Origin of the sequence: Variovorax terrae, assembly GCF_022809125.1 — a bacterium.
In the GTDB taxonomy this organism is placed as follows: Bacteria; Pseudomonadota; Gammaproteobacteria; order Burkholderiales; family Burkholderiaceae_C; genus Variovorax_A; species Variovorax_A terrae.
This window is the reverse complement of sequence record NZ_JALGBI010000003.1, coordinates 532,841-555,959: the sequence shown is the minus strand read 5'-3', so window position 1 is coordinate 555,959 and position 23,119 is coordinate 532,841. Positions and strand designations below refer to the sequence as shown.

Annotated in this window: 24 protein-coding genes; 9 read left to right on the top strand and 15 right to left on the bottom strand. The window is 69.3% G+C overall.

Annotated elements, in window-relative coordinates:
- Position 1 precedes the first annotated feature (1 nt).
- On the top strand, positions 2–922 hold the full coding sequence (locus MMF98_RS21995) for a glutaminase (protein ID WP_423837666.1): 921 nt from the start codon (positions 2–4) through the stop codon (positions 920–922).
- A gap of 66 nt (positions 923–988) precedes the next feature.
- Here the strand turns inward: MMF98_RS21995 and MMF98_RS21990 are convergent, their stop codons facing one another.
- On the bottom strand, positions 989–1,948 hold the full coding sequence (locus MMF98_RS21990; protein WP_243309482.1) for a LysR family transcriptional regulator: 960 nt from the start codon (positions 1,946–1,948) through the stop codon (positions 989–991).
- A gap of 112 nt (positions 1,949–2,060) precedes the next feature.
- Between MMF98_RS21990 and MMF98_RS21985 the strand changes: the two genes are divergently transcribed.
- The 3 genes from MMF98_RS21985 (at position 2,061) to MMF98_RS21975 (ending at position 4,739) form a co-directional block, all read left to right on the top strand.
- Positions 2,061–3,035 (top strand): Bug family tripartite tricarboxylate transporter substrate binding protein, encoded by a 975-nt coding sequence (locus MMF98_RS21985; RefSeq protein WP_243309481.1) that lies wholly within the window; start codon positions 2,061–2,063, stop codon positions 3,033–3,035.
- 61 nt (positions 3,036–3,096) lie between these two features.
- Complete coding sequence (locus tag MMF98_RS21980) at positions 3,097–4,338, top strand: aconitase X (protein ID WP_279343798.1); 1,242 nt, start codon at positions 3,097–3,099, stop codon at positions 4,336–4,338.
- A complete protein-coding gene (locus MMF98_RS21975; protein ID WP_243309479.1) occupies positions 4,335–4,739 on the top strand; it encodes an aconitase X swivel domain-containing protein in 405 nt (134 codons plus the stop codon). Before MMF98_RS21980 ends, MMF98_RS21975 begins: the two co-directional genes overlap by 4 nt.
- A gap of 216 nt (positions 4,740–4,955) precedes the next feature.
- Here MMF98_RS21975 and ssb read toward each other — a convergent pair whose 3' ends face one another.
- Positions 4,956–5,453: a single-stranded DNA-binding protein gene (ssb, locus tag MMF98_RS21970; protein WP_243309478.1), complete on the bottom strand. Its 498-nt coding sequence runs from the start codon at positions 5,451–5,453 to the stop codon at positions 4,956–4,958.
- Between the two features lie 26 nt (positions 5,454–5,479).
- On the bottom strand, positions 5,480–6,685 hold the full coding sequence (locus MMF98_RS21965) for an MFS transporter (protein WP_243309692.1): 1,206 nt from the start codon (positions 6,683–6,685) through the stop codon (positions 5,480–5,482).
- A gap of 240 nt (positions 6,686–6,925) precedes the next feature.
- Between MMF98_RS21965 and uvrA the strand changes: the two genes are divergently transcribed.
- Complete coding sequence (uvrA, locus tag MMF98_RS21960; RefSeq protein ID WP_243309691.1) at positions 6,926–9,781, top strand: excinuclease ABC subunit UvrA; 2,856 nt, start codon at positions 6,926–6,928, stop codon at positions 9,779–9,781.
- A 30-nt stretch (positions 9,782–9,811) separates the two neighbouring features.
- On the opposite strand, the gene leuD is transcribed toward uvrA, so the two are convergent.
- From leuD to MMF98_RS21945, 4 genes are read right to left on the bottom strand one after another with little or no spacing between them, the layout of a single operon-like run.
- Positions 9,812–10,450 carry a 3-isopropylmalate dehydratase small subunit gene (gene leuD, locus MMF98_RS21955; protein ID WP_243309477.1) on the bottom strand — a complete coding sequence of 213 codons (639 nt, stop codon included), beginning with the start codon at positions 10,448–10,450 and terminating at the stop codon, positions 9,812–9,814.
- Positions 10,447–11,862: a 3-isopropylmalate dehydratase large subunit gene (locus MMF98_RS21950; RefSeq protein WP_243309476.1), complete on the bottom strand. Its 1,416-nt coding sequence runs from the start codon at positions 11,860–11,862 to the stop codon at positions 10,447–10,449. The genes leuD and MMF98_RS21950 overlap by 4 nt, the downstream gene beginning before the upstream one ends.
- Positions 11,852–12,163 (bottom strand): tripartite tricarboxylate transporter substrate-binding protein, encoded by a 312-nt coding sequence (locus tag MMF98_RS23690; RefSeq protein WP_341481332.1) that lies wholly within the window; start codon positions 12,161–12,163, stop codon positions 11,852–11,854. Before MMF98_RS23690 ends, MMF98_RS21950 begins: the two co-directional genes overlap by 11 nt.
- Positions 12,078–12,884 carry a tripartite tricarboxylate transporter substrate-binding protein gene (locus MMF98_RS21945; protein WP_279343770.1) on the bottom strand — a complete coding sequence of 269 codons (807 nt, stop codon included), beginning with the start codon at positions 12,882–12,884 and terminating at the stop codon, positions 12,078–12,080. Before MMF98_RS21945 ends, MMF98_RS23690 begins: the two co-directional genes overlap by 86 nt.
- A 64-nt stretch (positions 12,885–12,948) precedes the next feature.
- Between MMF98_RS21945 and MMF98_RS21940 the strand changes: the two genes are divergently transcribed.
- The 3 genes from MMF98_RS21940 (at position 12,949) to MMF98_RS21930 (ending at position 15,224) form a co-directional block, all read left to right on the top strand.
- The gene (locus MMF98_RS21940) at positions 12,949–13,686 is read left to right on the top strand and encodes a GntR family transcriptional regulator (RefSeq protein ID WP_243309475.1); all 738 of its coding nucleotides are present in this window, start codon (positions 12,949–12,951) and stop codon (positions 13,684–13,686) included.
- Positions 13,687–13,861: 175 nt separating this feature from the next.
- A complete protein-coding gene (locus tag MMF98_RS21935; protein WP_243309474.1) occupies positions 13,862–14,302 on the top strand; it encodes an acyl-CoA thioesterase in 441 nt (146 codons plus the stop codon).
- Positions 14,303–14,312: 10 nt separating this feature from the next.
- A complete protein-coding gene (locus tag MMF98_RS21930; protein ID WP_243309473.1) occupies positions 14,313–15,224 on the top strand; it encodes an EamA family transporter in 912 nt (303 codons plus the stop codon).
- Positions 15,225–15,230: 6 nt separating this feature from the next.
- Here the strand turns inward: MMF98_RS21930 and MMF98_RS21925 are convergent, their stop codons facing one another.
- The 4 genes from MMF98_RS21925 to pyrF form a co-directional block, all read right to left on the bottom strand.
- Positions 15,231–16,223, bottom strand: a complete 993-nt coding sequence (locus MMF98_RS21925; protein ID WP_243309472.1) for a M14 family metallopeptidase — start codon at positions 16,221–16,223, stop codon at positions 15,231–15,233.
- A gap of 6 nt (positions 16,224–16,229) precedes the next feature.
- Entirely contained in the window at positions 16,230–17,219 is a 990-nt protein-coding gene (locus MMF98_RS21920; protein WP_243309471.1) for a Bug family tripartite tricarboxylate transporter substrate binding protein, read from the bottom strand.
- Positions 17,220–17,368: 149 nt separating this feature from the next.
- Positions 17,369–18,268 carry a LysR family transcriptional regulator gene (locus MMF98_RS21915; protein ID WP_243309470.1) on the bottom strand — a complete coding sequence of 300 codons (900 nt, stop codon included), beginning with the start codon at positions 18,266–18,268 and terminating at the stop codon, positions 17,369–17,371.
- A 31-nt stretch (positions 18,269–18,299) separates the two neighbouring features.
- Entirely contained in the window at positions 18,300–19,127 is an 828-nt protein-coding gene (pyrF, locus tag MMF98_RS21910; protein WP_243309469.1) for an orotidine-5'-phosphate decarboxylase, read from the bottom strand.
- Between the two features lie 63 nt (positions 19,128–19,190).
- On the opposite strand from pyrF, the gene MMF98_RS21905 reads away from it, so the two are divergent.
- On the top strand, positions 19,191–20,105 hold the full coding sequence (locus MMF98_RS21905; protein ID WP_243309468.1) for a DMT family transporter: 915 nt from the start codon (positions 19,191–19,193) through the stop codon (positions 20,103–20,105).
- Here MMF98_RS21905 and MMF98_RS21900 read toward each other — a convergent pair.
- From MMF98_RS21900 to MMF98_RS21885, 4 genes are read right to left on the bottom strand one after another with little or no spacing between them, the layout of a single operon-like run.
- A complete protein-coding gene (locus tag MMF98_RS21900) occupies positions 20,102–20,956 on the bottom strand; it encodes a uracil-DNA glycosylase (protein WP_243309467.1) in 855 nt (284 codons plus the stop codon). The two genes, MMF98_RS21905 and MMF98_RS21900, sit on opposite strands and share 4 nt — an antisense overlap.
- Complete coding sequence (gene rimI / locus MMF98_RS21895) at positions 20,953–21,420, bottom strand: ribosomal protein S18-alanine N-acetyltransferase (protein ID WP_243309466.1); 468 nt, start codon at positions 21,418–21,420, stop codon at positions 20,953–20,955. Before rimI ends, MMF98_RS21900 begins: the two co-directional genes overlap by 4 nt.
- Before the next feature lie 3 nt (positions 21,421–21,423).
- Positions 21,424–22,107, bottom strand: coding sequence for a tRNA (adenosine(37)-N6)-threonylcarbamoyltransferase complex dimerization subunit type 1 TsaB (gene tsaB / locus MMF98_RS21890; RefSeq protein WP_243309465.1), 684 nt, complete (start codon positions 22,105–22,107; stop codon positions 21,424–21,426).
- A 23-nt stretch (positions 22,108–22,130) separates the two neighbouring features.
- Positions 22,131–23,117: a DMT family transporter gene (locus tag MMF98_RS21885; RefSeq protein ID WP_243309464.1), complete on the bottom strand. Its 987-nt coding sequence runs from the start codon at positions 23,115–23,117 to the stop codon at positions 22,131–22,133.
- Positions 23,118–23,119 lie beyond the last annotated feature (2 nt).

The window sequence follows — 23,119 nt, the reverse complement described above, 5'->3', positions numbered from 1 at the left end:
CGTGTCGGATCTGCAAGATTGCCTGGACCGCATCGCGACCCGCGTCCGCCCGCTGGCCAAGCGAGGTCGGGTCGCGGACTACATTCCCGCGCTCAAATGCGTGGACCCACAGCGGTTCGGCCTGGCGGTGGCCACGCTGGATGGGGAGGTGCATCAAACCGGCGACAGCATGGAGCCGTTCTCCATCCAGAGCATCTCCAAGGTGTTCTCGCTGGTGCTCGCGTGCAACCTCGTCGGGGATGAACTGTGGCAGCGCGTCGGGCGATTGCCGAGCTCGAATCAGTTCAACTCGCTCGTGGAGCTTGAGCTCAACCAAGGCAAGCCGCGCAATCCGTTCGTCAACCCGGGTGCCCTGGTGATCGCAGACCTGTTGACAAGCCGCCACACGCAGATGGAGCGCGCGATGGTGAGCTTGCTGCGCGAGCTGTCGGGAAATTCCACCATCGACTACAACATGGAGGCCGCCGCCGGCGAGTTCGCCACGGCGCACCGCAACAAGGCCGCGGCGTACCTGATGAAGAGTTTCGGAAACTTCCACAACGGTGTGGATGAAGTCGTGGGAGCCTACTGCGCGCAATGCGCGATCACCAGCAGCTGCAGGGACCTTGCCGTGGCCGCCTTGTTCCTGGCCGACGCCGGAACTCACCCGATCACGGGCAGGCAAGTCGTCGCGCAACAGCAAGTCCGGCAGATCTGCGCGTTGATGATGAGCAGCGGCACCTACGAAGTTTCGGGCGAAACCGCCTTCAGCATCGGCTTGCCGATCAAGAGCGGTGTCGGGGGAGGAATCCTGGCCGTCATTCCCCGTTTTGGCGTCATGTGCGCCTGGTCCCCGCCGCTTGACGACAGCGGATCATCGGTCGCCGGACTGAAGGCCGTGGAACTGTTCGCGGTCAAGATGAACAAGACCGTCTTTGCCTGACGCAGGCCCTGGCGCCCGGCAACGGTTGCCGAAGCAAGCGGGCCGCCAGCACGATGAAGCTGCGCTTCACTTCAACGACAAGGTCTTGGCCGTCTGAAGAATGCTGCGCTCGAAGGCCGCAATGATGGGAGGCGTCTCGAGATCACCGCGCGTCATGATGCTGATTGGTGCGACTTGAGTGGCCTGCTTGGGTCGCAGCACGACCAGGTCACCGTCCGACATGGCTCGCCGGGCAATGGACTGAGGAAGCACTCCCAGCAGGCTGCCCGATGCGATGACGTATCGCATCTGATGGAAGCTGCTGCAGGCGATGGAAACCACCGGACGAAGGTCGCCACGCGCTGTGAACATGCTGTCGGCAATCTCGCGCAACGGACTGCCAACGGCTGGAAGCACCCATCTTTCTCCCGCAAGCTCTTTCCACCTCACATCTTCCTGCTTGGCGAGCCGATGGTGGCATGCACACACGATGTCGAATGCTTCCGTGTAGACCCTGGTCACGCGCAGCATTCCGGAATGGCTCACGTGCAGCACCCGGCCGAACGTGAGGTCCAGATGGTTTCGGCTCAACTGGCCGAGCAGCTCGTCGGTCGTTCCCTCGTGTACCGAGAACTGCACGCGCGGATGGTCTTCGAGGAAATCGTTGATGCAGCGCGCAAGAAGCGCCGAGGACAGCGAAGGCAGGATGCCAAGCCGCACGATCCCACCGCCGCCGCGCGTGAACTGGTCCAGTTCGGAACTGATGTTGCCGATGTCGGCCAGCACGACGCCGACGTGCCGCCGCAGGATCTCGCCATGAGGCGTCAGTTGCATTCCTCGCCGATTGCGCTGGAACAGCACGACGCGGAACATATCCTCCAGCTCCTGGATCAGCTTGGTCGCGGCTGGCTGGGTCATGTTGGATGCTGCCGCCGCCTTGCGCAACGTGTGCAGCTCGCAGACGTTGCGAAAAACCTCCAGGTGCCTGAGCCGAAAGCGCGAGCGGATCACCGCGTGCAGTGGATCGTCATCGTGATTCTTGGGCATTGCATGTTCACAGTCTGGTGATAACCAAAAATTAGCACATTCATGCTATTTGTGATTATCCAAGAATCAATTGAGTAGGCACAGTATGCTCATCACCACCAGGAGACGCACAATGTCCAGAAGACGCACCGTCATCGGCGCGCTTGCCACCGCCTGTCTTGCGGCCACGATGCCGCACGCGTTCGCGGCCTTTCCCGACAAACCGATCCGCATCATCGTGCCGTTCCCCGCAGGCGGCGCCACCGACGTCGTCGCCCGCGCGCTGGGTGTGCGGCTGGGCCAGGCCATGAAGCAGCCCGTCGTGGTCGAGAACAAGACCGGAGCGGGCGGCAACATCGGTGCCGATTTCGTGGCCAAGTCGGCCCCGGACGGCTACACGATCCTGGTCGCATCGCCGGCGGAAGTCGCGATCAACGAGTTTCTCTATCCCAAGCTGAGCTACAACGCAGCCACGGACCTCGCGCCCGTCGCCAAGCTCGCATCCGCTCCGCTCGTCCTTGCCGTCAACAGCAAGTCACCGGCCGACTCGGTCCAGGGACTGGTCCGCTACATCCGGGCCCAGCCGAGCGGCGTGAATTTCGCATCCTCCGGCACGGGCGGGCCTCAGCACCTCGCTGGCGAGCTGTTCCGGCTCATGTCCGGGACCCGGATGACGCACGTTCCCTACAAAGGCGGCGCTCCGGCGATGACCGACCTGCTGGGCGGCCAGGTCGACCTGTTCTTCGCAGGGCTGCCGCCCGCCCTGCCGCACATCCAGGCGGGAAAGCTGCGTGTGCTGGGGGTGAGCACCGTGCAGAGGTCACCGCTGCTTCCGCAGGTGCCGACGGTGGCCGAGCAGGGTTTTGCCGGTTTCGACATCGAGAACTGGCAGGGTGTGTTTGCGCCCGCCGGCACGCCGACGCCAGTGATCGACCTGCTGGCCAGGCACATTGGAGAGATCGCGGCAGACAAGGTCTTTGCGGAGCAGTTGCAGGCGCAGGGCGCATCTCCGGCATTCATGGCCCCGCGGGAGTTCGGCGAGTTCGTGGCGGCCGAGCGGCGCAAGTACTCAAAGCTGGTCAAGGAATCCGGCGCCAAAGCCGATTGACGTGGAGAAGAAAAAGATGAGAGCCACCCTGATTGAAGAAACGAGCCGCCAGACCGGCAGCATGCAACTGACCCCGGAAGAACAGGCGATGCTGCGTGGCGAGAAGGGGCCTGCAGTCCAGGAGGCAATGGAGTTCCAGATCGAGGTCGGAAGTTTTTTTGAGGCCAGACGATTTGTTCCGATCACGCATGCCCATGTCATGGGCGACATCGAGGTGATGGGGGACGGCGGTCTCGACCACCTGCGCGGGATGGGAGAGAAGCACGCCAGATGCTCCGTGCCGACGTCGAGCAACGCGCAGTGCATGCATTTTCACGACGACGCACGGCTTCGCCAGGACGAGGACGAAGCCGACAAGGAGCGCGAGATCCTGGCCCGCTACAAGACCATGCGCATCGCCACCACGGACTCATGCATTCCCTACCAGCAGGTCTATCAGCCCAAGCTGGGCGAGCACGTGGCGTGGGGCGACACCGGCACGGTTATCTATGCGAACTCCGTGCTAGGCGCGCGCACCAACTTCGAGGCAGGCAAGGCGAGCTTTGCCGCGGCATTGACCGGGCGCACCCCCGAGTACGGGTTCCACCTGGACGACGCGCGCGCCGGCTCGATTCTGGTCAGCCTTCAAGCCTCGATGACCGATTTCGCGGACTGGGGTGCGCTCGGAAAAATCGTTGGCCACCCGCACCAGGACTATTTCGCCGTACCTGTCTTCGACGAATTCAAGCGCATGCCGTCGTCGGACGAGCTGAAGCACCTCGGAGCCTCGCTGGCGAGCTATGGCTCGATGGCCATGTTCCACATGGTCGGCGTGACACCGGAAGCACAGACCCGGGAGATGGCCTTCCGGTCCAAGGCGCCGCAGCACACCATGGTCGTTACGGACCGGGACATTCAGGCGGTCTACGATGCCTACCGGTACCAGGACTCGGCGTCCAACATCGTCGTCTTCTCGGGGCCACAGCTGTCTCTCTTCGAGATGCAGGGGCTTGCCGAGCTGTTCGAAGGGCGCACGGTGGCGCCTGGCATGGCCGCAGTGGTGACCACCAACCACATGGTCTACTGCGACGCCAAGCGCCTCGGCTATGTGCAGACGCTGGAGAACGCAGGCGTCACGATTCTGCAAGGCGTGTGCTTCTACATCCTGCAGCGACTGTCCAAGATTCGCGAGGAGAACGGATGGACCAACCTGATCTCCAATTCGGGGAAACTGGTCAACACCATCACAGCCCATCGATTCAATACCGTCTTGCGCCGCACACGCGAGTGCGTGGACATCGCCTGCACGGGGAGACTGGCATGATACGAATCAACGTGAAGCGCGCATGGGGCCTGCCGGTGAGCGGGCGTGCGCTGGTCATGCGCGAGGGCTTCAGTCCGCGCTACGACCTGGACCGCTGGACCGGCGTCATCTCTCGCATTGGCCATAGTGCCGAGGGTGAGTCCATCCGGGACCGAGTGCTCATCATCCCGACGACGAAGGGTGGCGTCGCCGGCGGATGGGCTTTCCTGGACCTGCTGAACAAGGGAATCGCCCCGAAAGCCCTGGTCTTCGGCAAGCTCAATCCTGTCATGGTGCAAGGAGCGGTGCTCGCGCGCATGCCGGTCATGGAAGGCTGGGATCAGAATATTCTGGAGATGGTCCAGACCGGCGATTCGATTCATCTCGATCCCGCAGCGAAGAGCATCACCGTTCACGCTTGAGACGATCGAGTTGTTCTTGCTGGTCTTCGGTGCCTTCGCCGGGCACGTTTCGCATGAGAGGCCGTCCTGGAGCCTGCTGCCCCATCACCCTCCGGGGCGCTGCTTTGGCCCCCCTTGCGGGGGCGGCGGTGCAGGGAAGGCACATAGAGGGGGATGCCCCTCTATCTCCGCCAAAAAAACTGTTGCAGGCCTCTGCCCGCAAAAAGTCTTTTCCACTCAGAACGGAATGTCGTCGTCCATGTCGTCAAACCCGCTCGACGACTTGGCCGGGGCCTGACGCGGCGCAGGAGCCGGCGCCGGGGCGCGCGGGGCGGGAGCGGCGCGGCGCGGCGGCGCGCCACCGCCCTCATCGTCGCCACCCGAGGGGCCGCCCATGCCTTCGCGGCCGCCCAGCAATTGCAGCTCGGTGGCGATGATGTCCACGGTGTTCTTCTCGATGCCGTCCTGGCCGGTGTACTTGCCGTATTTCAGGCGGCCTTCGACGTAGATCGGGCGGCCCTTCTTGACGTATTCGCCGGCAATCTCGGCCAGGCGGTCATAGAAAGTAACGCGGTGCCACTGCGTGTCTTCCACCGTTTCGCCGGTGTTCTTGTCCTTGCGGCGGCTGGAAGTGGCCACGCTCACATTGGCCACCGCCTGCCCGGACGGCAGATAGCGGATTTCGGGGTCGCGGCCGCAGTTGCCGACGAGAATGACTTTGTTGACGGATGCCATGTGATTTCCTCCGGAAGGGGTAACGATTATGTAGCCAACGAACGGCCGGCCGGGCCGGCGGCCGCGGTCCGGGCCGAGGCCTGCATCGGCCAGGCGACCAGCAGCCACAGCAGCATCAGGCCGGCGCAGGCGGCGAACAGGCCCTGCGGCCCGGTGTTCTTGACGAGCCAGCCCCCGGCCACGCCGCCGGCAAAGAAGCCGAGCGACTGCAGGGTGTTGTAGACGCCCAGCGCCGCGCCGCGCGCATGCGGCGGCGCCACGCGCGAAGCCATGCTGGGCTGGCTCGCCTCCAGCACGTTGAAGCCGCAGAAAAACACGAACAGCAGGGCGGCCAACCCCGCCACGCCCGGCGTGCCGGATGCCATCAGCAGCAGGCCCAGTTGCACCAGCAGCACCAGGCCGACGGCTCCCAGGAACACGGCCCGCAGGTAGCCCCGGCGCTCGAGCGGAAACAGCGTCATGCCCATCACCACGAACGAGGCCAGCACCGCGGGCAGGTAGACCCACCAGTGGTGCTCCTTGGGCAGGCCGGCCTGCACCAGCAGCGCCGGGATGGCCACCCACATGGCCAGCTGCACCGCATGCAGCACGAAGACGCCGAAATCGAGCCGCAGCAGCGCGGCATGCGTGAGCACCTCAGCCAGCCGGCCGCGCGGCTGGTTCCTGTGCTGCACCGGCTCGGCCGGCGTCCACCAGGCCACGATGGCCACGCCGGCCAGCGCCAGCGCGCCGGTCACCGCGAACAGCCCGGCCAGCCCGATCCGGGCCGACAGCAGCGGCGCCAGCACCAGCGACACGGCAAACATCAGCCCGATGCTGGCGCCCACCAGGGCCATGGCCTTGGTGCGGACTTCGTCGCGCGTCTGGTCGGCCAGCAGCGCGGTGACGGCGGCCGACACCGCGCCCGCGCCCTGCAGCGCACGGCCGACGATGAGCCAGGCCAGGCTGCCGGCCAGGGCCGCCATGAAGCTGCCGGCGGCGAACACCAGCAAACCCAGCACGATGACGCGCTTGCGGCCCCAGCGATCGGAGGCCATGCCGAACGGGATCTGCAAGAAGCCCTGCGTCAGGCCGTAGATGCCCATGGCCAGGCCGATCAGGGCCGGATCGTCGCCCCCGGGGTATTTGCGGGCTTCCAGCGCGAACACCGGCAGCACCAGGAACAGGCCCAGCATGCGCAGGGCAAAAATGGCCGCCAGCGAGCCGCTGGCGCGGCGCTCGACGGGCGTCATGGGGGTGGCGGCGGGAAGGGAGGGGCTGCTCATGGCACAAAAGCGGTGCAGGAAACTGTCAGGAGAACCGGCAAAAAACCGCTTGAAAAGGCGCTAAACCCGCTATTGTCCGGCATTCCCGTGCGGGGCCGGTAGCGCGCGCGCCGGTGCCGGTCTATCATGGTGGGTTTTTCCGGGCCTTCGCCCGAACAGTTCCAAGCAGTGAATTCCAGCACCGACGGCAAATACCTGGCGGCAGCGATGCAGCAGCGCATCAGCGTGCGCGGCGCACGCACGCACAACCTCAAGAACATCGATCTCGACATCCCGCGCAACCAGCTGGTGGTGATCACCGGCCTGAGCGGCTCGGGCAAGTCGTCGCTCGCGTTCGACACGCTGTACGCCGAAGGCCAGCGCCGCTACGTGGAAAGCCTGTCGGCCTATGCGCGGCAGTTCCTGCAGCTCATGGACAAGCCCGACGTGGACCTGATCGAAGGGCTGTCGCCCGCGATCTCCATCGAGCAGAAGGCCACCAGCCACAACCCGCGCTCCACCGTGGGCACGGTGACCGAGATCCACGACTACCTGCGCCTGCTGTACGCGCGCGCGGGCACGCCCTACTGCCCCGACCACGACCTGCCGCTGCAGGCACAGACCGTGAGCCAGATGGTGGATGCGGTGCTGGCCCTGCCCGAGGACACCCGGCTCATGGTGCTGAGCCCGATCGCGCGCGACCGCAAGGGCGAGTTCCTGGAAGTGTTCGCCGAGATGCAGAGCCAGGGCTACGTCCGCTTTCGGGTGGACGGCCAGGCCTGCGAATTCGACCAGCTGCCCAAGCTCAAGAAGGCGGAGAAGCACGACATCGACGTGGTGATCGACCGCATCAAGGTCCGGCCCGACATGAAGCAGCGCCTGGCCGAGAGCTTCGAGGCCGCGCTGCGCCTGGGCCAGGGCCGCGCCATCGCGCAGGAGATGGACACCGGCAAGGAGCACCTGTTCAATGCCAAGTTCGCCTGCCCGATCTGCAGCTACTCGCTGAGCGAGCTCGAGCCGCGCCTGTTCTCCTTCAATTCGCCGGTGGGCGCCTGCCCGGCCTGCGACGGCCTGGGCCACATGGAGTTCTTCGACCCGGCGCGCGTGGTCGCGTTTCCATCGCTGAGCCTGGCCAGCGGCGCGATCAAGGGCTGGGACCGGCGCAACGGCTACTACTTCAGCCTGATCGAAAGCCTGGCCAGGCACTACAAGTTCAGCGTCGACACGGCGTTCGAGGAACTGCCGGCGCCCGTGCAGCAAGTGGTGCTGCATGGCTCGGGCGAGGAAGACATCCGGTTCAGCTACGTCATGGACTCGGGCAACTTCGCGGGCAAGAAGCTCACCAAGAAGCACCCGTTCGAAGGCATCATCCCCAACATGGCGCGGCGCTACCGCGAAACCGATTCGGTGGCGGTGCGCGAGGAACTGGCGCGCTACCGCAGCCTGCAGCCCTGCCCCGATTGCGGCGGCACGCGCCTGCGGCGCGAGGCGCGCCACGTGAAGGTGGGCGAGGGCGAGCAGGCCCGGGCCATCTACGAGATCAGCCGCGCCACGCTGCGCGAGAGCTTCAACTACTTCAACGCCCTGCGGTTGCAGGGCGCCAAGGCCGAGATCGCCGACAAGGTGGTGCGCGAGATCGGCCTGCGGCTCAAGTTCCTCAATGACGTGGGGCTCAACTACCTGAGCCTCGACCGCAGCGCCGACACCCTGAGCGGCGGCGAAGCGCAGCGCATCCGGCTAGCCAGCCAGATCGGCTCGGGCCTGACGGGCGTGATGTACGTGCTCGACGAGCCCAGCATCGGCCTGCACCAGCGCGACAACGACCGGCTGATCGGCACGCTCAAGCACCTGCGCGACATCGGCAACAGCGTGCTGGTGGTGGAGCACGACGAGGACATGATCCGCGCCGCCGACCACGTGATCGACATGGGACTGGGCGCGGGCGTGCACGGCGGGCGCGTGATCGCACAGGGCACCTTCGAGGAGGTGCAGGCCAACGCCGAGTCGCTGACCGGCCGCTACCTGGCCCAGACCCTGAAGATTGCCGTACCCGCGCAGCGCCACTCGCTGGCCGCCCAGGCCGACCCGCAGGTGCTGAAGATCGTCCACGCCACCGGCAACAACCTGAAGAACGTGAGCGTGGACTTTCCCGTGGGCCTGCTGACCTGCGTGACCGGCGTCTCGGGCTCGGGCAAGAGCACCCTGGTCAACGACACGCTGTACGCCGCCGTGGCGCGCCAGCTCTACCGCTCGCACGAGGAGCCGGCGCCGCACGAGGCGATCGAGGGCATCGAGCATTTCGACAAGGTCATCAACGTCGACCAGTCGCCCATCGGCCGCACGCCGCGCAGCAACCCGGCCACCTACACCGGCCTGTTCACGCCGATCCGCGAGCTGATGGCCGAGGTGCCGATGGCGCGCGAGCGCGGCTACGGCCCGGGGCGCTTCTCCTTCAACGTGGCGGGCGGCCGCTGCGAGGCCTGCCAGGGCGACGGCGTGGTCAAGGTGGAGATGCACTTCCTGCCCGACGTCTACGTGCCCTGCGACGTCTGCCACGGCCAGCGCTACAACCGCGAGACGCTGGAGGTGCTGTACAAGGGCCGCAACATCGCGCAGATCCTCGACATGACGGTCGAGACCGCGCACGAGTTCCTGAAGGCCGTGCCCACCATCGCGCGCAAGCTGCAGACCCTGCTGGACGTCGGCCTGAGCTACATCAAGCTCGGGCAGGCCGCCACCACGCTGTCGGGCGGCGAGGCGCAGCGCGTCAAGCTCGCGCTGGAACTCAGCAAGCGCGACACCGGCCGCACGCTCTACATCCTGGACGAGCCCACCACCGGCCTGCACTTCGCCGACATCGACCTGCTGCTCAAGGTGCTGCACCAACTGCGCGACGCGGGCAACACCATCGTGGTGATCGAGCACAACCTCGACGTCATCAAGACCGCCGACTGGCTGATCGACATGGGCCCCGAAGGCGGCGCCGGCGGCGGCCAGGTGGTGGGCACCGGCACGCCGGAAGAACTGGCGGCCCACCCGGACAGCCACACCGGGCGCTACCTCAAGACCGTGCTGGCACGCTAGGCACCGCCATCCAGCGGGCCGCCGCGCACCTCACACGGGCTCGGCCAGCCACTCCCAGGGCCGCTCCCGGCGCACGCGCTGCTGGTAGGCGGCGATGGCCGGCTCGCGCCGGAGCGTCACCTCCACCTCGTCGGCCCCGGCCAGCAGCATCTCGCGGCGGAAGTCGGGCAGGGTGAAGGAAATCGGCTCGCCATCGGGCGGCGTCAGCGTCATGGCCTCCAGATCGAGGTGAAACGCGGCGCCGCCGCGCGCCGCCTGAGCCAGCCGCTGCACCGTGGCAGCCTCCAGCATCAAGGGCAGCATGTGGTTGCGAAAGCAGTTGTCGCGGAAGATCTGGCCGAAGCTGGGCGCGATCACGCAGCGGATCCCGAACGCCTGGAGCATGGTGGCCGCTGTTTCGCGCGAGCTGCCGCATGCGAAGTTGGGCCCGCCGATCAGAAAGCGCGCCTGGCGGTAGGGTGCCTGGTTCAGCACGAAGTCCGGATTCTCCCGGCCGTCCGCCTGGTAGCGCCACGGCCCGAACAGGCGCTGCGCCAGTTCCGCCTGGCTGCGCAGGCCGACCGGCTGCGCGCCGCCGGCCGAGCGCACCAGCGGTGCGATGGTGTCGGTGTTGATGTCGGGTTGAAACAGGGGGGCGGCAGCGCCGCTCAGGGTGACCAGCGCCGTCATGCCGCCTCCTCCAGGAATCCGTCGCGCGGATCGGTGATGACGCCGGTGCAGGCCGACGCGGCGGCCAGCACCGGCCCGGTGATGTGGGTGCGGCTGCCCGGCCCCTGGCGCCCCGCGAAGTTGCGGTTGGCCGTGGACAGCGCCCGCTCGCCGCGGCCGAGGGTGTCGCCATTGGCGCCCAGGCACATCGAGCAGCCCGGCGTGCGCCAGTCGAAGCCCGCCGCGATGAACACCTGGTCCAGCCCCTCGGCCTGTGCCTCGCGGCGCACCTGCTCGGAGCCCGGCACCACCCAGGCCTGCACGCCGGGCGCCACGCGGCGCCCGCGCACCACGGCGGCGGCGGCCCGCAGATCGGACAGGCGGCTGTTGGTGCACGAGCCGATGAAGACGCGGTCGACCGGCAGCCCCGCCATGCGCTGCCCGGGCGCCAGTCCCATGTAGCGCAGCGATGCCTCGAGGCTGGCGCGCCGCGCCGCATCGGGCTCGTGCTGCGGATCGGGCACGCACTCGCCGATCGACAGGCCCATGTCGAGGCTGTTGCCCCAGGTGACCTGGGGCGCCAGCCGGCGCACGTCCAGCGTGACCTCGCGGTCGAACCGGGCCCCGGGCTCCGACGCCAGGCCGCGCCAGTCGGCCACGGCGGCGTCCCATAGCGCGCCCTGCGGCGCATAGGGCCGGCCGGCGAGCCAGGCGAAGGTGGTGTCGTCGGGGGCGACCATGCCGTAGCGCGCGCCCCATTCCACCGACATGTTGCACAGGGTGAAGCGCGCCTCCATCGGCAGGGCCTGCACGGCGCTGCCGGCGTATTCGACGGCGTAGTCGTTGCCGGCGTCGGCGCCGAGGGTGCGGATCAGGTGCAGGATCAGGTCCTTGCCGCCCACGCCTGGCGGCACAGGCCCGTCCAGCGTGACGCGCATCGTCCGCGGCTTGCGCTGCACGCAGGTCTGGGTGGCCAGGATGTGCAGCAGCTCGCCCTGGCCCACGCCCCAGGCCAGGGTGCCCAGGGCGCCGTGGGTGCAGGTGTGGCTGTCGCCGATGGCCACGGTCAGGCCGGGCAGCGCCAGGCCGAGCTCGGGCGCGATCACATGCACGATGCCGTGGCCGAGCTGGCCCACGTCGAACAGCTTGACGCCGAACCTGCGCGTGTCGTTGCGCAGCGCCACCGCGTGCGGGTTGGCCCGCTGCGCCGGATCGGCGTCGCGCGGGTCGGTGGACACCGAATGGTCGGGCGTGGCGAACGTCAGTTCGGGATTGCGCACCGGCAGGCCGCGCGCCGCCAGCCGGGTGAAGGCGCTGCCGTTGAAGTCCTGGAGCACATGGCGGTCCACATGCAGCAGGGCAAAGCCTTCGCCCAGGTCGGCCACCACGTGGCGGCGCCAGACCTTGTCGAACAGGGTGGGCTCAGCTGACATTGGCACCCGATTCCTTGACCGCCTGCCTCCAGTGCGCCACGTCGCGGCGTATCACGGCGGCGAACTCGCGCGGCGTCGAGGCGATGACGTCCATGGCCTGGCGCACCAGGTGCTCGCGCACGTCGGGCAGGCCGAGCACGCGCACGATGTCCGCGCTCAGGGCCTGCGCAAGGTCGTCGCTCAGGCCGCGCGGGCCGATGAAGCCGAACGGGCTGTCATAGCCCAGCCCGGGCACGGCTTCCTCGAGCGTGGGGTACTGCGGATAGACCTTGTTGCGGCGGATGTCGGTCAGCGCCAGCACCTTGATTGAGCTTGCCCGCCTTGACGTGCGGCAGGGCCGACTCGAGCACCACGAAGCCGATGGGCACGCGCCCGGGCAGCAGTTCGCGGTAGGCCGCGCTGCTGCCCGCATAGGGGATGTGGACCATGTCGATGCCCTTGCGCACCTTCAGCAGCTCCGCCGTCACGTGGGCGGCCGTGCCCACGCCCAGCGAGGCATAGGAGATCTTCCCGGGCGCCGCCCTGGCGAGCGCGATCAGCTCCTCCACCGAGTTGCCCTCGAACGAGGGGTGCGCCACGAGCGCGCCGGTGATGTTGCCGATCTGGCTCAGCGGGGTGATGTCCTTGAAGGTGTCGTAGGGCAGGTCGCTGCGCAGGCTGGGGTTGATGGTCAGTGCGCTGATGACCACGCCGAAGGTGTGGCCGTCGGGCGGCGCCTGCACCACCGCCTGGGTGCCGATGATGGTGCCGCCGCCCGGGCGGTTTTCCACCACCACCGACTGGCCCCACAGCTCGGCCAGCCGCAAGGCGATCGGACGCACGATGGCATCCGTCGCGCCCCCGGCCAGCAGCGGCGAAATCAGCCTGACCGGCCGGTTCGGCCTGAAGGCCGGAGCGCCGCCCTGCGCCGATGCCAGGCCAGAGAAGGCGCTCGCGCCGAAAGCGGCCAGCACGGTGCGGCGGCGCGGGCCCGCAGGCCGGGCAAGAGTCGGCCCGGCCGACACGGGGGAGGCAAATGCCATGGGGATCTCCTTCGAATATTTGTATTGATATTAATACATTTAGACCGACCCCTAGAATTCACCGATGAATGCTGTCAGTCGCTTGCCGGGCACGTCGCTGCACCACCAGATCTCCACCCTCATCAAGGACAGCATCGCGGCGGGCGGCTACCGTCCGGGCGACCGGCTCCCCACCGAAGAAAAGCTGTGCGAGCTGCACAGCGTCTCGCGCGTCACGGTGCGCCGGGCCCTGAAATCGCTGGAGCAGCAGGGCCTGATCCTGCGCAAGGCCGGCAGCGGAACCTTCGTGTCGCCCAAGGCCTCGGCGATTGCCATGCCAACGCCGATCGCGGCCTACCTGGAGCAGGTGGCCCGGCGCCGCACCCTGAGCCAGTCGGTGGTGCAGGAGTTCGGCTTCGTGCCCGCCTCGCCCGATGTCGGCCAGAGCCTGCAGCTCGAGGACGGCGCGCCAGTCCTGCGCGTGGTGCGCGTGCGCATGATGCAGGGGCAGCCCCAGGTGCACACCACGGTGTTCCTGCCCGAGGACATTGGCCGCCACTTCAAGCGGGCGGATTTCAACCGCCAGGCGCTGTCGGAGCTGCTGGCCAGCCAGGGCCACCACTACGCCAGGATCGACCTGATCACCCGCGCCAGCCTGGCCGCGCCGACGGTGGCGAAGCTGCTGCAGGTCGCGGTCGGCTCGGCCCTGGTGGACGTGCAGCGCATCGGCTACGACGCCCAGGGCCGACCGGTGGAATACCAGCGGCTGCTGGGGCCGTCCGACCGCTTCGAGACCCACGTCACGCTGCAGGGCGAGGCCTGAGGCCGCAATCGGCGCCACCGGGTGTTCTGCGGCCAAAAAATCATCAAAAACAGGCTGATGTCCTTGTCGGACGGTCATTTCATGCTATCAATTTTGAAGTCACCGAGAACCGATGCCGGGCGGCGCCGAGCCCCGCCCATAATCGGGCCTTCGTTCTGATTCACCGCGCCTGCCCATGTCCAGCATCACCCTGCGTTTTCTCGCCGAACCCAGCGCCGTCAATTTCGGCGGCAAAGTCCACGGCGGCACCGTCATGAAGTGGATCGACGAAGCCGGCTACGCCTGCGCCACGAGCTGGGCCAAGCGCTACTGCGTCACCGTCTACGTGGGCGGCATCCGCTTTCACCGGCCCATCATGATCGGCGACCTGGTGGAAGAGGAGGCGCGCCTGGCCTACACCGGCAGCACCAGCATGAACATCGCGGTGGAGGTGCGCAGCGGCGACATGAAGGGCGGGGTGCTGGAGAAGACCACCGAATGCCTGATCGTGTTCGTCTCGGTCGACTCGCACGGCCGCCCGATGCCGGTGGACGCCTGGACCCCCGCCACCCCGGGCGAAGTGGCGCTGGCCGCGCGCGCCAAGTCCCAGCTCGCCGCCTCGCGCGCAGCCGAGTAGGTTGGCTGGCATGGACCCGCAGCGCCTGAGCGGCCGGGATCTCGCGGCCGCGCTGGCCGTGGTCGTGATCTGGGGCCTGAATTTCGTGGCCATGAAGTTCGCGCTGCGCGACTTCACGCCGTTCCAGCTCGGCGCGGTGCGCTATGTGTTCGCCGTGCTGCCGCTGGCGCTGCTGGTCCGCCCGCCGCGCCTGCACTGGAAATGGGTGGTGCTGTACGGCCTGGCCCAGGGCGTGGGGCAGTTCGGCTTCCTGTTCTCCGCGCTGCAGGTCGGCATGACGGCGGCGCTGGCCTCGGTGCTGATGCAGACGCAGGTGTTCTTCACCGCGCTGTTCGGCTTCGTGCTGCTGCGCGAGCGCGCCAGCCGGCCGCTGCAGATCGGCCTGGGGCTGGCGGCGCTGGGCCTGGCCTGCTTCGCCCTGAACTATGCGGTGCCCGGCGCCGCGTCCAGCGCCACCACCGCCTGGGGCTTCGTGCTCAACCTGTGCGCCGCCGCCATGTGGGCCGCCTCGAACATCGTGGCGCGCAAGGCCCAGCAGTCCAGCCGCAGCTTCGACGCGCTGGGCTTCGTGGTCTGGAGCAGCCTGGTGCCGATCCTGCCGTTCACCGTGTTCTCGCTGGCCTTCGACGACCCGGCCGTGCGCTGGCACTGGCTGCAGGCGCCCGCCAGCGGCTGGCTGGCCGTGGCCTACCTGGGCTGGATCGCCACCATCCTGGCCTACGCGCTGTGGACCGGCCTGCTCAAGCGCCACCCGGCCAACCGCGTCGCCCCGTTCAGCCTGGGCGTGCCGGTGGTGGGGCTGGCCACCGGCATGCTGGCCCTGGGCGAGGCCATCACGGGCTGGCAGTGGGCCGGCATCGCGCTGGTGGTGCTGGCGCTGGGCAGCGTGATGTTCGGCGAGCGGCTGCGCGCGCGCCGCTAGGGCGCGCTACAGCGCGCGCCGGCGCGCGAAGCGCACCACCGTCACGCCGGCGCGGGCCTGGCGCGTGGAGGGCATCACGAGCACGCAGTCGTCGTAGGGCGTGGTGACCGGCTCGCCGTCGTTCCAGCCGATCACGGTGCCGGCGCGCTCGATCAGCTCCAGGCCGGTGTAGGGCTGCACGAAGCGGAAGTCGCTGCTGCGGGCCACCACCGGGCCCGTGACCTCCAGTGCCCACTGGCGCGGCGCGTCGGGCTGGCGCCAATCCGGCAGCAGTCGCTGCGCGGCCTCGGCGTCGAGCGTGCCGGCCTCCCGCAAAAAGCGCAGGCAGGCGTCCTGCGCCACGCTGCGGCTGGACAGGGCGCCGTGGAAGCCGCATTCGAGCAGCAGCGAGCGCGTGCCGTCGTCGTCCGCCGCGCCCAGGCCGGCGCCGAAGCGGCCGTAGTCGCGCATGCGCACGCCGTCCTGGTGGCCGGCGTCGATCACCACATGCCCGGGACTGCGCAGCGCGCGCGCCAGCGCCAGGTTGCGCGGCTGCAGGCCGGTGAGCAGCAGCGGCGCCGAGGGCTCGTGCATGGAGTGCAGGTCGAGCAGCCAGTCGGCCTCGCGCACGAAGGGGCGCAGCGCGGCGGCGCGGCGGCGCTCGCGCGTGTCGCCGGCGTCGATGCGCGCGTCGCTCCACTGGCGGTTGAAGTCCTGGTCCACGAAGCGCGAGGCGTCGTGGTCGGCTGCGTCGAAGCGGTCGAAGGCCTCGAGGTTGCAGAAGGCCAGCGTGAGCCGGCCGCGCTGCGGCCGCACGCCGGCGGCCAGCAGCCCCAGCAGCGCCCAGGCGCCGCACAGCTCATTGCCGTGCACCAGGGCGCTCAGCATCACGTGGCGCCCGGGTGTGGCGGCGTCGAAATGCCACACGCCCTCGACGCCGGTGTTGCCGGCGCGCCAGGCGCCCAGCTCGGGCCGGGGCAGCTCAAACGGTAGGGAAGAAGAAAGAGAACGGTCCGGCATCGCCCCTCACTCCTCGATCTTGGCGAACTGCACGATCTTGCGGTACTTGGCCACCTCGTCACCGAGGAACTTGTCGATGTTGAGGTTCGGGTCGGCCACGCCAGAGCCGGCGGCCAGCATCTTCTGGCGGAAATCGGGCGACTGCAGCGTCTCCGTCAGCGCCTTCTTGAGCCGCGCCACCACGGGCTGCGGCAGGCCGGCCGGACCCATGAGGGCGAACCAGGAGCTGATGTCCACATTCTTGAACTGCGGCGACTCGGCCAGCGCCGGGATGTCGGGCGTGGCGGGCGAGCGTTTGGCCTCGGTCGTGCCCAGGGCCACCAGCTTGCCGGCGCGGATCTGCGGCAGGCCGCTGGAGAGCACGAACACGCCGAACTCGATGTTGTTGCCCACCAGGTCGCTGGTCAGCGGGGCCACGCCGCGGTAGGGGATGTGCGTCATGAACAGCCTGCCCTGCTCCTTGACCATCTCGCCGGCCAGGTGCAGCGCCGTGCCCACGCCGGAGCTGCCGTAGCTGAACCTGCCGGGGTTCTTCGCCACGAGCTGGCTGAACTCGGCGGTGTTCTTCACGCCGGTGCTGGTCGAAGCCACCAGCACCATGGGCTGCGAGCCGATCAGGCCGATCGGGGTGAACTGCCTGAGGTCGTACTTGACGGACCTGGTGACCAGCCGCGCGATCGCAAGCTCGTTGTTGGCGCCCACCAGCAGGGTGTAGCCATCAGGCGCCGCGTTGGCCACCTTCTGCGCGCCGATGGTGCCGCCGGCGCCGCCCAGGTTCTCGATGACCACGGGCTGGCCCAGCCGGTTGGCCAGCTCGGCGCCGACCAGGCGGCCCATCAGGTCGGTGCTGCCGCCGGGCGGGTAGCCCACGATCAGGGTGATGGGCTTGGCGGGGTAGGCTGCGTCGGCGGCAGCGGCCGGCGCGGCGCCGGCCAGCGCCAGCAGCCCGCACAGCACGGGCGCGAGGCGTGCAACGAGAGAAGGGAAACATGTCATGGCAAGGCTCCGGTGGTGTTCTCTGAAGGAAAGCGCCGTCGATGGACGGCACGGCAAGAGGGCCGGAACCGGATTGTCCGAGCCCTGGCGCCTTGGCGTGTGCCAGATCAGCACCATTCCGAGCCAGAACGGCACTCAGCGGCAGGCCGTCATCCGCGCGCCACGAAGGCCTGCCAGACCGATTCGGCCAGCGGGCCGAGGCGGCGCTTGGGGCGGTACAGGCGCACGTCGAAGCGCACCTCCAGGCGCGCATCGCCCAGCACCGCGAGCCGGCCGGCCCGGCAGTCGGCGTGCACCATGGACCAGGGCAGCCAGGCCACGCCCAGGCCCTTGAGCGCGTACTCGTGGTGGGCGTCGGGCGAGTCGCACTCCACGCGCCGCGCCAGCGCCGGGGCCAGCGGGTTGTTGGCCAGGTGGTCGTCCACCAGCCGGCCCAGCGCCAGCGTGGGCGCGTAGGCCAGGTACGGTGTCGGCGCGCGGCCGCCGAACGCGTGCTGCGCCCGGCCCCGGGCGTCGGTGCGCGACACCGGCACCAGCCGGTCGGAGGCCAGCGTGAGGTGGGTGAACTGCCGCGCGTTCAGGCCGAAGGCCAGCACCGGGTGGTGGTACAGCAGCGAGAAATCGACCTCGCCGCGCTCCAGCATGTGCGCCGTCTCCTGCAGGCTGCGCGTGAGCACCTGCATCTCGGCGCCGCCCAGCACCGGGCGCAGGCGCACCAGCCAGTCGGCCACCAGGGTGCGCGCCAGGGTGCGGCCGGTGGCCAGCGACACGCTGCGGGCCTGCCGCCCGGCCGCGTTGCGCAGCGCCTCGCGCGAGCTGCCCAGGCCCTGCACGAGCTGGGCGGCGTTCTCCAGAAAGTTCTCGCCGGCCGGCGTGAGAGCCACGGGGCCGCCGCCGCGCTCGGCCACCAGCGGTGTGCCGGCCCAGGCTTCCAGCGCCCGGATGCGGCGGCCGAAGGCCGGGTGGGTGACGTGGCGCAGCTCGGCCGCGCGCGTGAAGCTGCGCGTCTGCGCCAGCGCAAGAAAATCTTCCAGCCACTTGAGTTGCATCGCGCCCCTCGGTCGGCTGGCGGCGGTGGGATCAGGCGCGGGCGGCCTGCTGCAGCAGGTCGCGCGTGCGCAACGCCTCGTGCCGCGCGGCCTCGGCGAAGTCGTCGCCGCCCGAGGCGTAGAGGATGGCGCGCGAGGAGTTGACGATGATGGGCGCGTCTTCGCGCCAGCCGGCCTTGACGGTGGCCACCGCGTCGCCGCCCTGCGCGCCCACGCCGGGGATCAGCAGCGGCAGCGTGGGCGCCAGCGCGCGCACGCGCTCGATCTCGGCCGGGTAGGTGGCGCCGACCACCAGGCCGAGCTGGCCGTTGAGGTTCCACGGCCCCTGCGCGAGGCGCGCCACGTGCTCGTACAGCAGCGGCTCGCCGGGCACCGACGACAGCCGCTGGTTCTGCAGGTCGTCGCCGCCGGGGTTGGAGGTGCGACACAGCAGGAAGGCGCCCTTGCCTTCGAACTTGAGGTAGGGCTGCACCGAGTCGAAGCCCATGAAGGGCGACAGCGTGACGGCGTCGGCGCCGTAGCGCTCGAAGGCTTCGCGCGCGTACTGCTCGGCGGTGGAGCCGATGTCGCCGCGCTTGGCGTCCAGGATGATGGGCACCTGCGGCGCCACGCGGCGCATGTGTTCCATCAGGCGTTCGAGCTGGCCTTCGGCGCGGTGCGCGGCGAAGTAGGCGATCTGCGGCTTGAAGGCGATCGCGAGGTCGGCCGTGGCGTCGACGATGTGCGCGCAGAAGTCGTAGATCTTGTTGGCGTCGCCCTTGAGCCGGGACGGAAAGCGCGTGGGCTCGGGGTCCAGCCCCACGCACAGCATCGAGCCGTTCTGGCGCCCGGCGGCGCGCAGCATGTCGAGAAAGGTCATGGCCCGATTTTAAGGCGCGGCCCCGCGCGCACCGGCCGGCGGCCCTTTGGGCACAATCGCCCCATGCCGCAGCTCTCGAAGCAACAACTCGTCACCCTCGTCGCCCTCACCCTGGTCTGGGGCCTGAACTGGCCGATCATGAAGCTGGGGGTGACCGACTACCCGCCGCTGACCTTCCGCATGATCTCGATGTGGCTGGGCCTGCCGCTGCTGGGGCTGGCGCTGGTGGCGATGAAGATACCGTTCCGCGTGCCGCGCGCGCACTGGCGCGAGCTGTTCTGGCTGGCGTTCTTCAACATGTTCGTCTGGCACAGCCTGATCATCGTGGCCGTCCAGTCGCTGTCCAGCGGGCGCGCGGCGATCCTGGGCTACACCATGCCGATCTTCTCGGCCGTGTTCGGCGCGCTGTTCTTCGGCAACCGCCTGCTGCCGCGCGCCTGGGCCGGCGTGGCGGCCGCGGCGCTGGGCGTGTTGCTGCTGCTGTGGCACGAACTCACCCACCTCACGGGCCGGCCGCTGGGCGTGCTGCTGATGCTCACCGGCGCCGCGACCTGGGCCGTCGGCACGCAGATGCTGCGCCGCACCACCCTGCCGGTGCCGACGCTCACGATCTCGTTCTGGATGACGGCGCTGACCACGCTCGTGGTCAGCACGCTGGCCGTGCTGTTCGAGCGGCCGCAGTGGCGGGCGCCGTCCGGGGTCACCTGGAGCGCCATCGCGTTCAACGCGGTGCTGGTGTTCGGCTTCGCGCAGGCCGCCTGGTTCTACCTAGCGCGCGGCCTGCCGCCGGTGGCGTCCACGCTGAGCGTGATGCTGATCCCGGTGCTCGGCGTGTTCTCGGGCGCGCTGTGGCTGGGCGAGGTGCTGCACTGGCAGGACTGGGCCTCGGTGGCGCTGATGATGGCGGCGATCGCCTCGGTGCTGTGGCCGTCGCGCCAGGCCCCGGCCGCGAGCCCGCTCGGCGCGGCGAGAAATTAGCCCGGACCGGCCGAGCCAGCCTGCTGCTGCATGAGCTCAAGCGCCAGGCACAGGTCGGCCCAGGCCTTGGCCTTGTCGGGCAGGCTGCGCAGCAGGTAGGCGGGGTGGTAGGTCACGATCACGGGCACGCCGTGGTAGGTGTGGCTGCGTCCGCGCAGGCGACCGATCGGCTCGGTGGTCTGCAGCAGCGACTGCACGGCGAAGCGGCCCATGGCCAGGATGATGCGGGGCTGCAGCAGCTCCACCTGGCGGCGCAGGTAGGGCTCGCACTGCGCCACTTCCTCGGGCTCGGGGTTGCGGTTGCCGGGCGGGCGGCACTTGAGCACGTTGGCGATGAAGACGTTGTGGTGCCGGTCGAGCCCGATGGCCTTGAGCATGTTGTCGAGCAGCTTGCCGGCCTGGCCGACGAAGGGCTCGCCCTGCAGGTCCTCGTTCTCGCCGGGCGCCTCGCCGACGATCAGCCAGTCGGCCCGGGGCGGCTGCCCGGGCGCCGCCGGGGCCTGGCCGACGCCGAACACGGTGTTCTTGCGCCGCTCGCACAGCCTGCAGGCCTGGCAGCCGGCCACGGCGGCCTGCAGCGCGGGCCAGTCCATGGCCCCGATGCCGGCGGGGCGCGGGGCGCGCGCCACGGGCCGGTTTTCGGGCTCATTTTGGCCGGAAGTCCGCATCGGCGGGTCATTGGCTGCTCTCTTTTCAGGAGCAGCCGCGATGGCCACAGGCGCCGTTGCGGGGCGGGCGGGCACGGCCGTCTCGGCCGCGGCGGCGGCCTGCACCGGGGTCTGGGGAAACCAGACCTTGACGTGCATCGCCTCCAGCATCGCGCGCTGGCGTTCGTCGAGATCGAGGCTCATAGCTTCAGGCTCATCACCACCGCATCCTCGCGCTGGCCGCCATGGGCGGGGTAGTAGTTCTTGCGTTCGCCGACGCGGCGAAAGCCGTGGCGCTCGTAGATCTGCAGGGCGCGCTGGTTGCTCACGCGCACTTCGAGCCACAGCCACTGCGCGCCCTGGCCGCGCGACCAGATCGACAGCGCGTCCAGCATCACGCGGCCCCAGCCCTGCGCCTGGCTCGCGGGCACCACCGTGATGTTGAGCAGGTGCACCTCGTCCACGCCCTTCATGGCGACGAAGTAGCCAAGGATCTGCTCGCCCGCCGTGAGCAACTGCGCCTGGTAGCCCGAGCGCAGCGAGTCGGCGAAGTTGCCGCGCGACCAGGGGTGCGCGTAGGCGGTCTGCTCGATGGCCGCGACCTCGTCGAGCCGCGCTTCGGTCAGCGGCTCGAACTGGGCTTCGATGGTGTTGAAGACGGCGCTCATCGGTCAGGGGGCGGCGGCCTTGTCGGCGGCGCGCTCCTCGGTTGTTTTTGCCACTTTATCGCGAATGTAGAGCGGCAGGGCCTGGTCGGCCGGCACGGCCGCGCCGGCGGCCAGCAGGGCCGGGGCCAGCCGCAGCAGCGCGGCGCCCGTGGGCAGCGCGTCCAGGCGCGCCGCCGCCGCGGGCAGGCGCGCGCCGTAGGCGGCGAACGCATTGCCGGCCAGCGCCCAGCCCGGCGCCAGGCTCAGGGCTTCGGGCTTCGCCAGGCCGGCCTGCGCCTGCTGGCGCCACTGCCGGCCGTCGAATTCGTAGCTGGCCGCGTACACCTCGTCCATGCGCGCATCGAGCACGGCCATCACGCGCGTGGCGCCGTGGTGGTGGCGGGCCTCCTCGGCCACGGCCAGCAGGGTGTCGATCGGCAGCACCGGCACGGCGGCGCCGAAAGCCAGCCCCTGCGCCACCGCGCAGGCGGTGCGCAGCCCGGTGAACGAGCCGGGGCCGCGGCCGAAGGCGATGGCGTCGAGCTGCGCGAAGCCCAGGCCGGCCTGCGCCATCAGCGCCTCGATGGCCGGGATCAGCGTGGCCGAGGCCTGGGCGCCGCCCGCGCCGGCATGCAGCCAGACGCGCGCGCCGTCGCCCAGGGCGATGGACAGGGTCTCGGTGCTGGTGTCGAAGGCCAGAATCTTCATGCAGGCGCCATTTTCAGGTCAAATCAGCCCGATGTCCGCATGCAGCGGTCTTCGGCAGCTACTTTTTTCATAGCAGCCCCGGTCGGCGCCAGGGTGCCCCGCACGCCGAACACGATGCCCGCCGTCACCAGCGCCAGCCCGGCCAGCAGGTTCCAGTACAGCGGCTCGCCCAGGAACAGCACCGCCCCCAGCGCCGACAGGCCCGGCACCAGCGCGGTCAGCATGGTCGAGCGCACCGGGCCGAAGTGCTGGACCATCTTGGTGAAGGTGATGCCCGAGATCACCACCGAGCCCCCGCCCTGGAACAGCAGCTGGAACAGCACCTCGCCGGCCGGGGCCGCGCCCAGGCGGCTGGGCATCGCGCCCCACGCCGTCAGCAGCGTGTAGGCCGGCACATAGGCGATGAAGGCGAACACCGTGACGGCGATGGTCGCCCGCACGGCGTCCAGCCCGTGGCGGCGCGCCAGCACGCTGTAGACCGCCCAGCAGAACGCCGCGCTCATGAACAGCAGGTCGCCCTTCCAGACCTGGCCGCCGGAGAACGCGCCGAGCAGACTGCTGCCGCCCACCAGCAGGTCGCCCGCGACGATGCAGGCCAGCCCCAGGGCACGCGCCGGCGTGATGCGGTCGCGCAGGATCAGCGCCGCCAGCAGGGTGGTCCACAGCGGCAGGCTGCCGGGCATCAGCACCGAGGCGTGCACCGCGGGCGCGTAGAAAAAGCCGCTGTAGGCCAGCATGGCATAGAGCAGGCCGCCGAACAGGCCCGTCAGCGCGGTCAGCCGGAACGACAGCGGCGACAGCCCGAGCCAGCCCGGCAGGCCGTGGCGGCGCACCAGCCACGCGCCCCAGGGCAGCAGCACGCAGCTGGCGCCGAGGATGCGCAGGAAGGCGATGTCGAACGGGCCGAGCGTGCGCTGGGCCGAGGCCCGGGCGATGACGATGAAGGAGGTCCAGATGATGACGGTGACGACCGCGGCGGCGATGCCGGTCGCCCGGGGAGAAAGGCGCATGG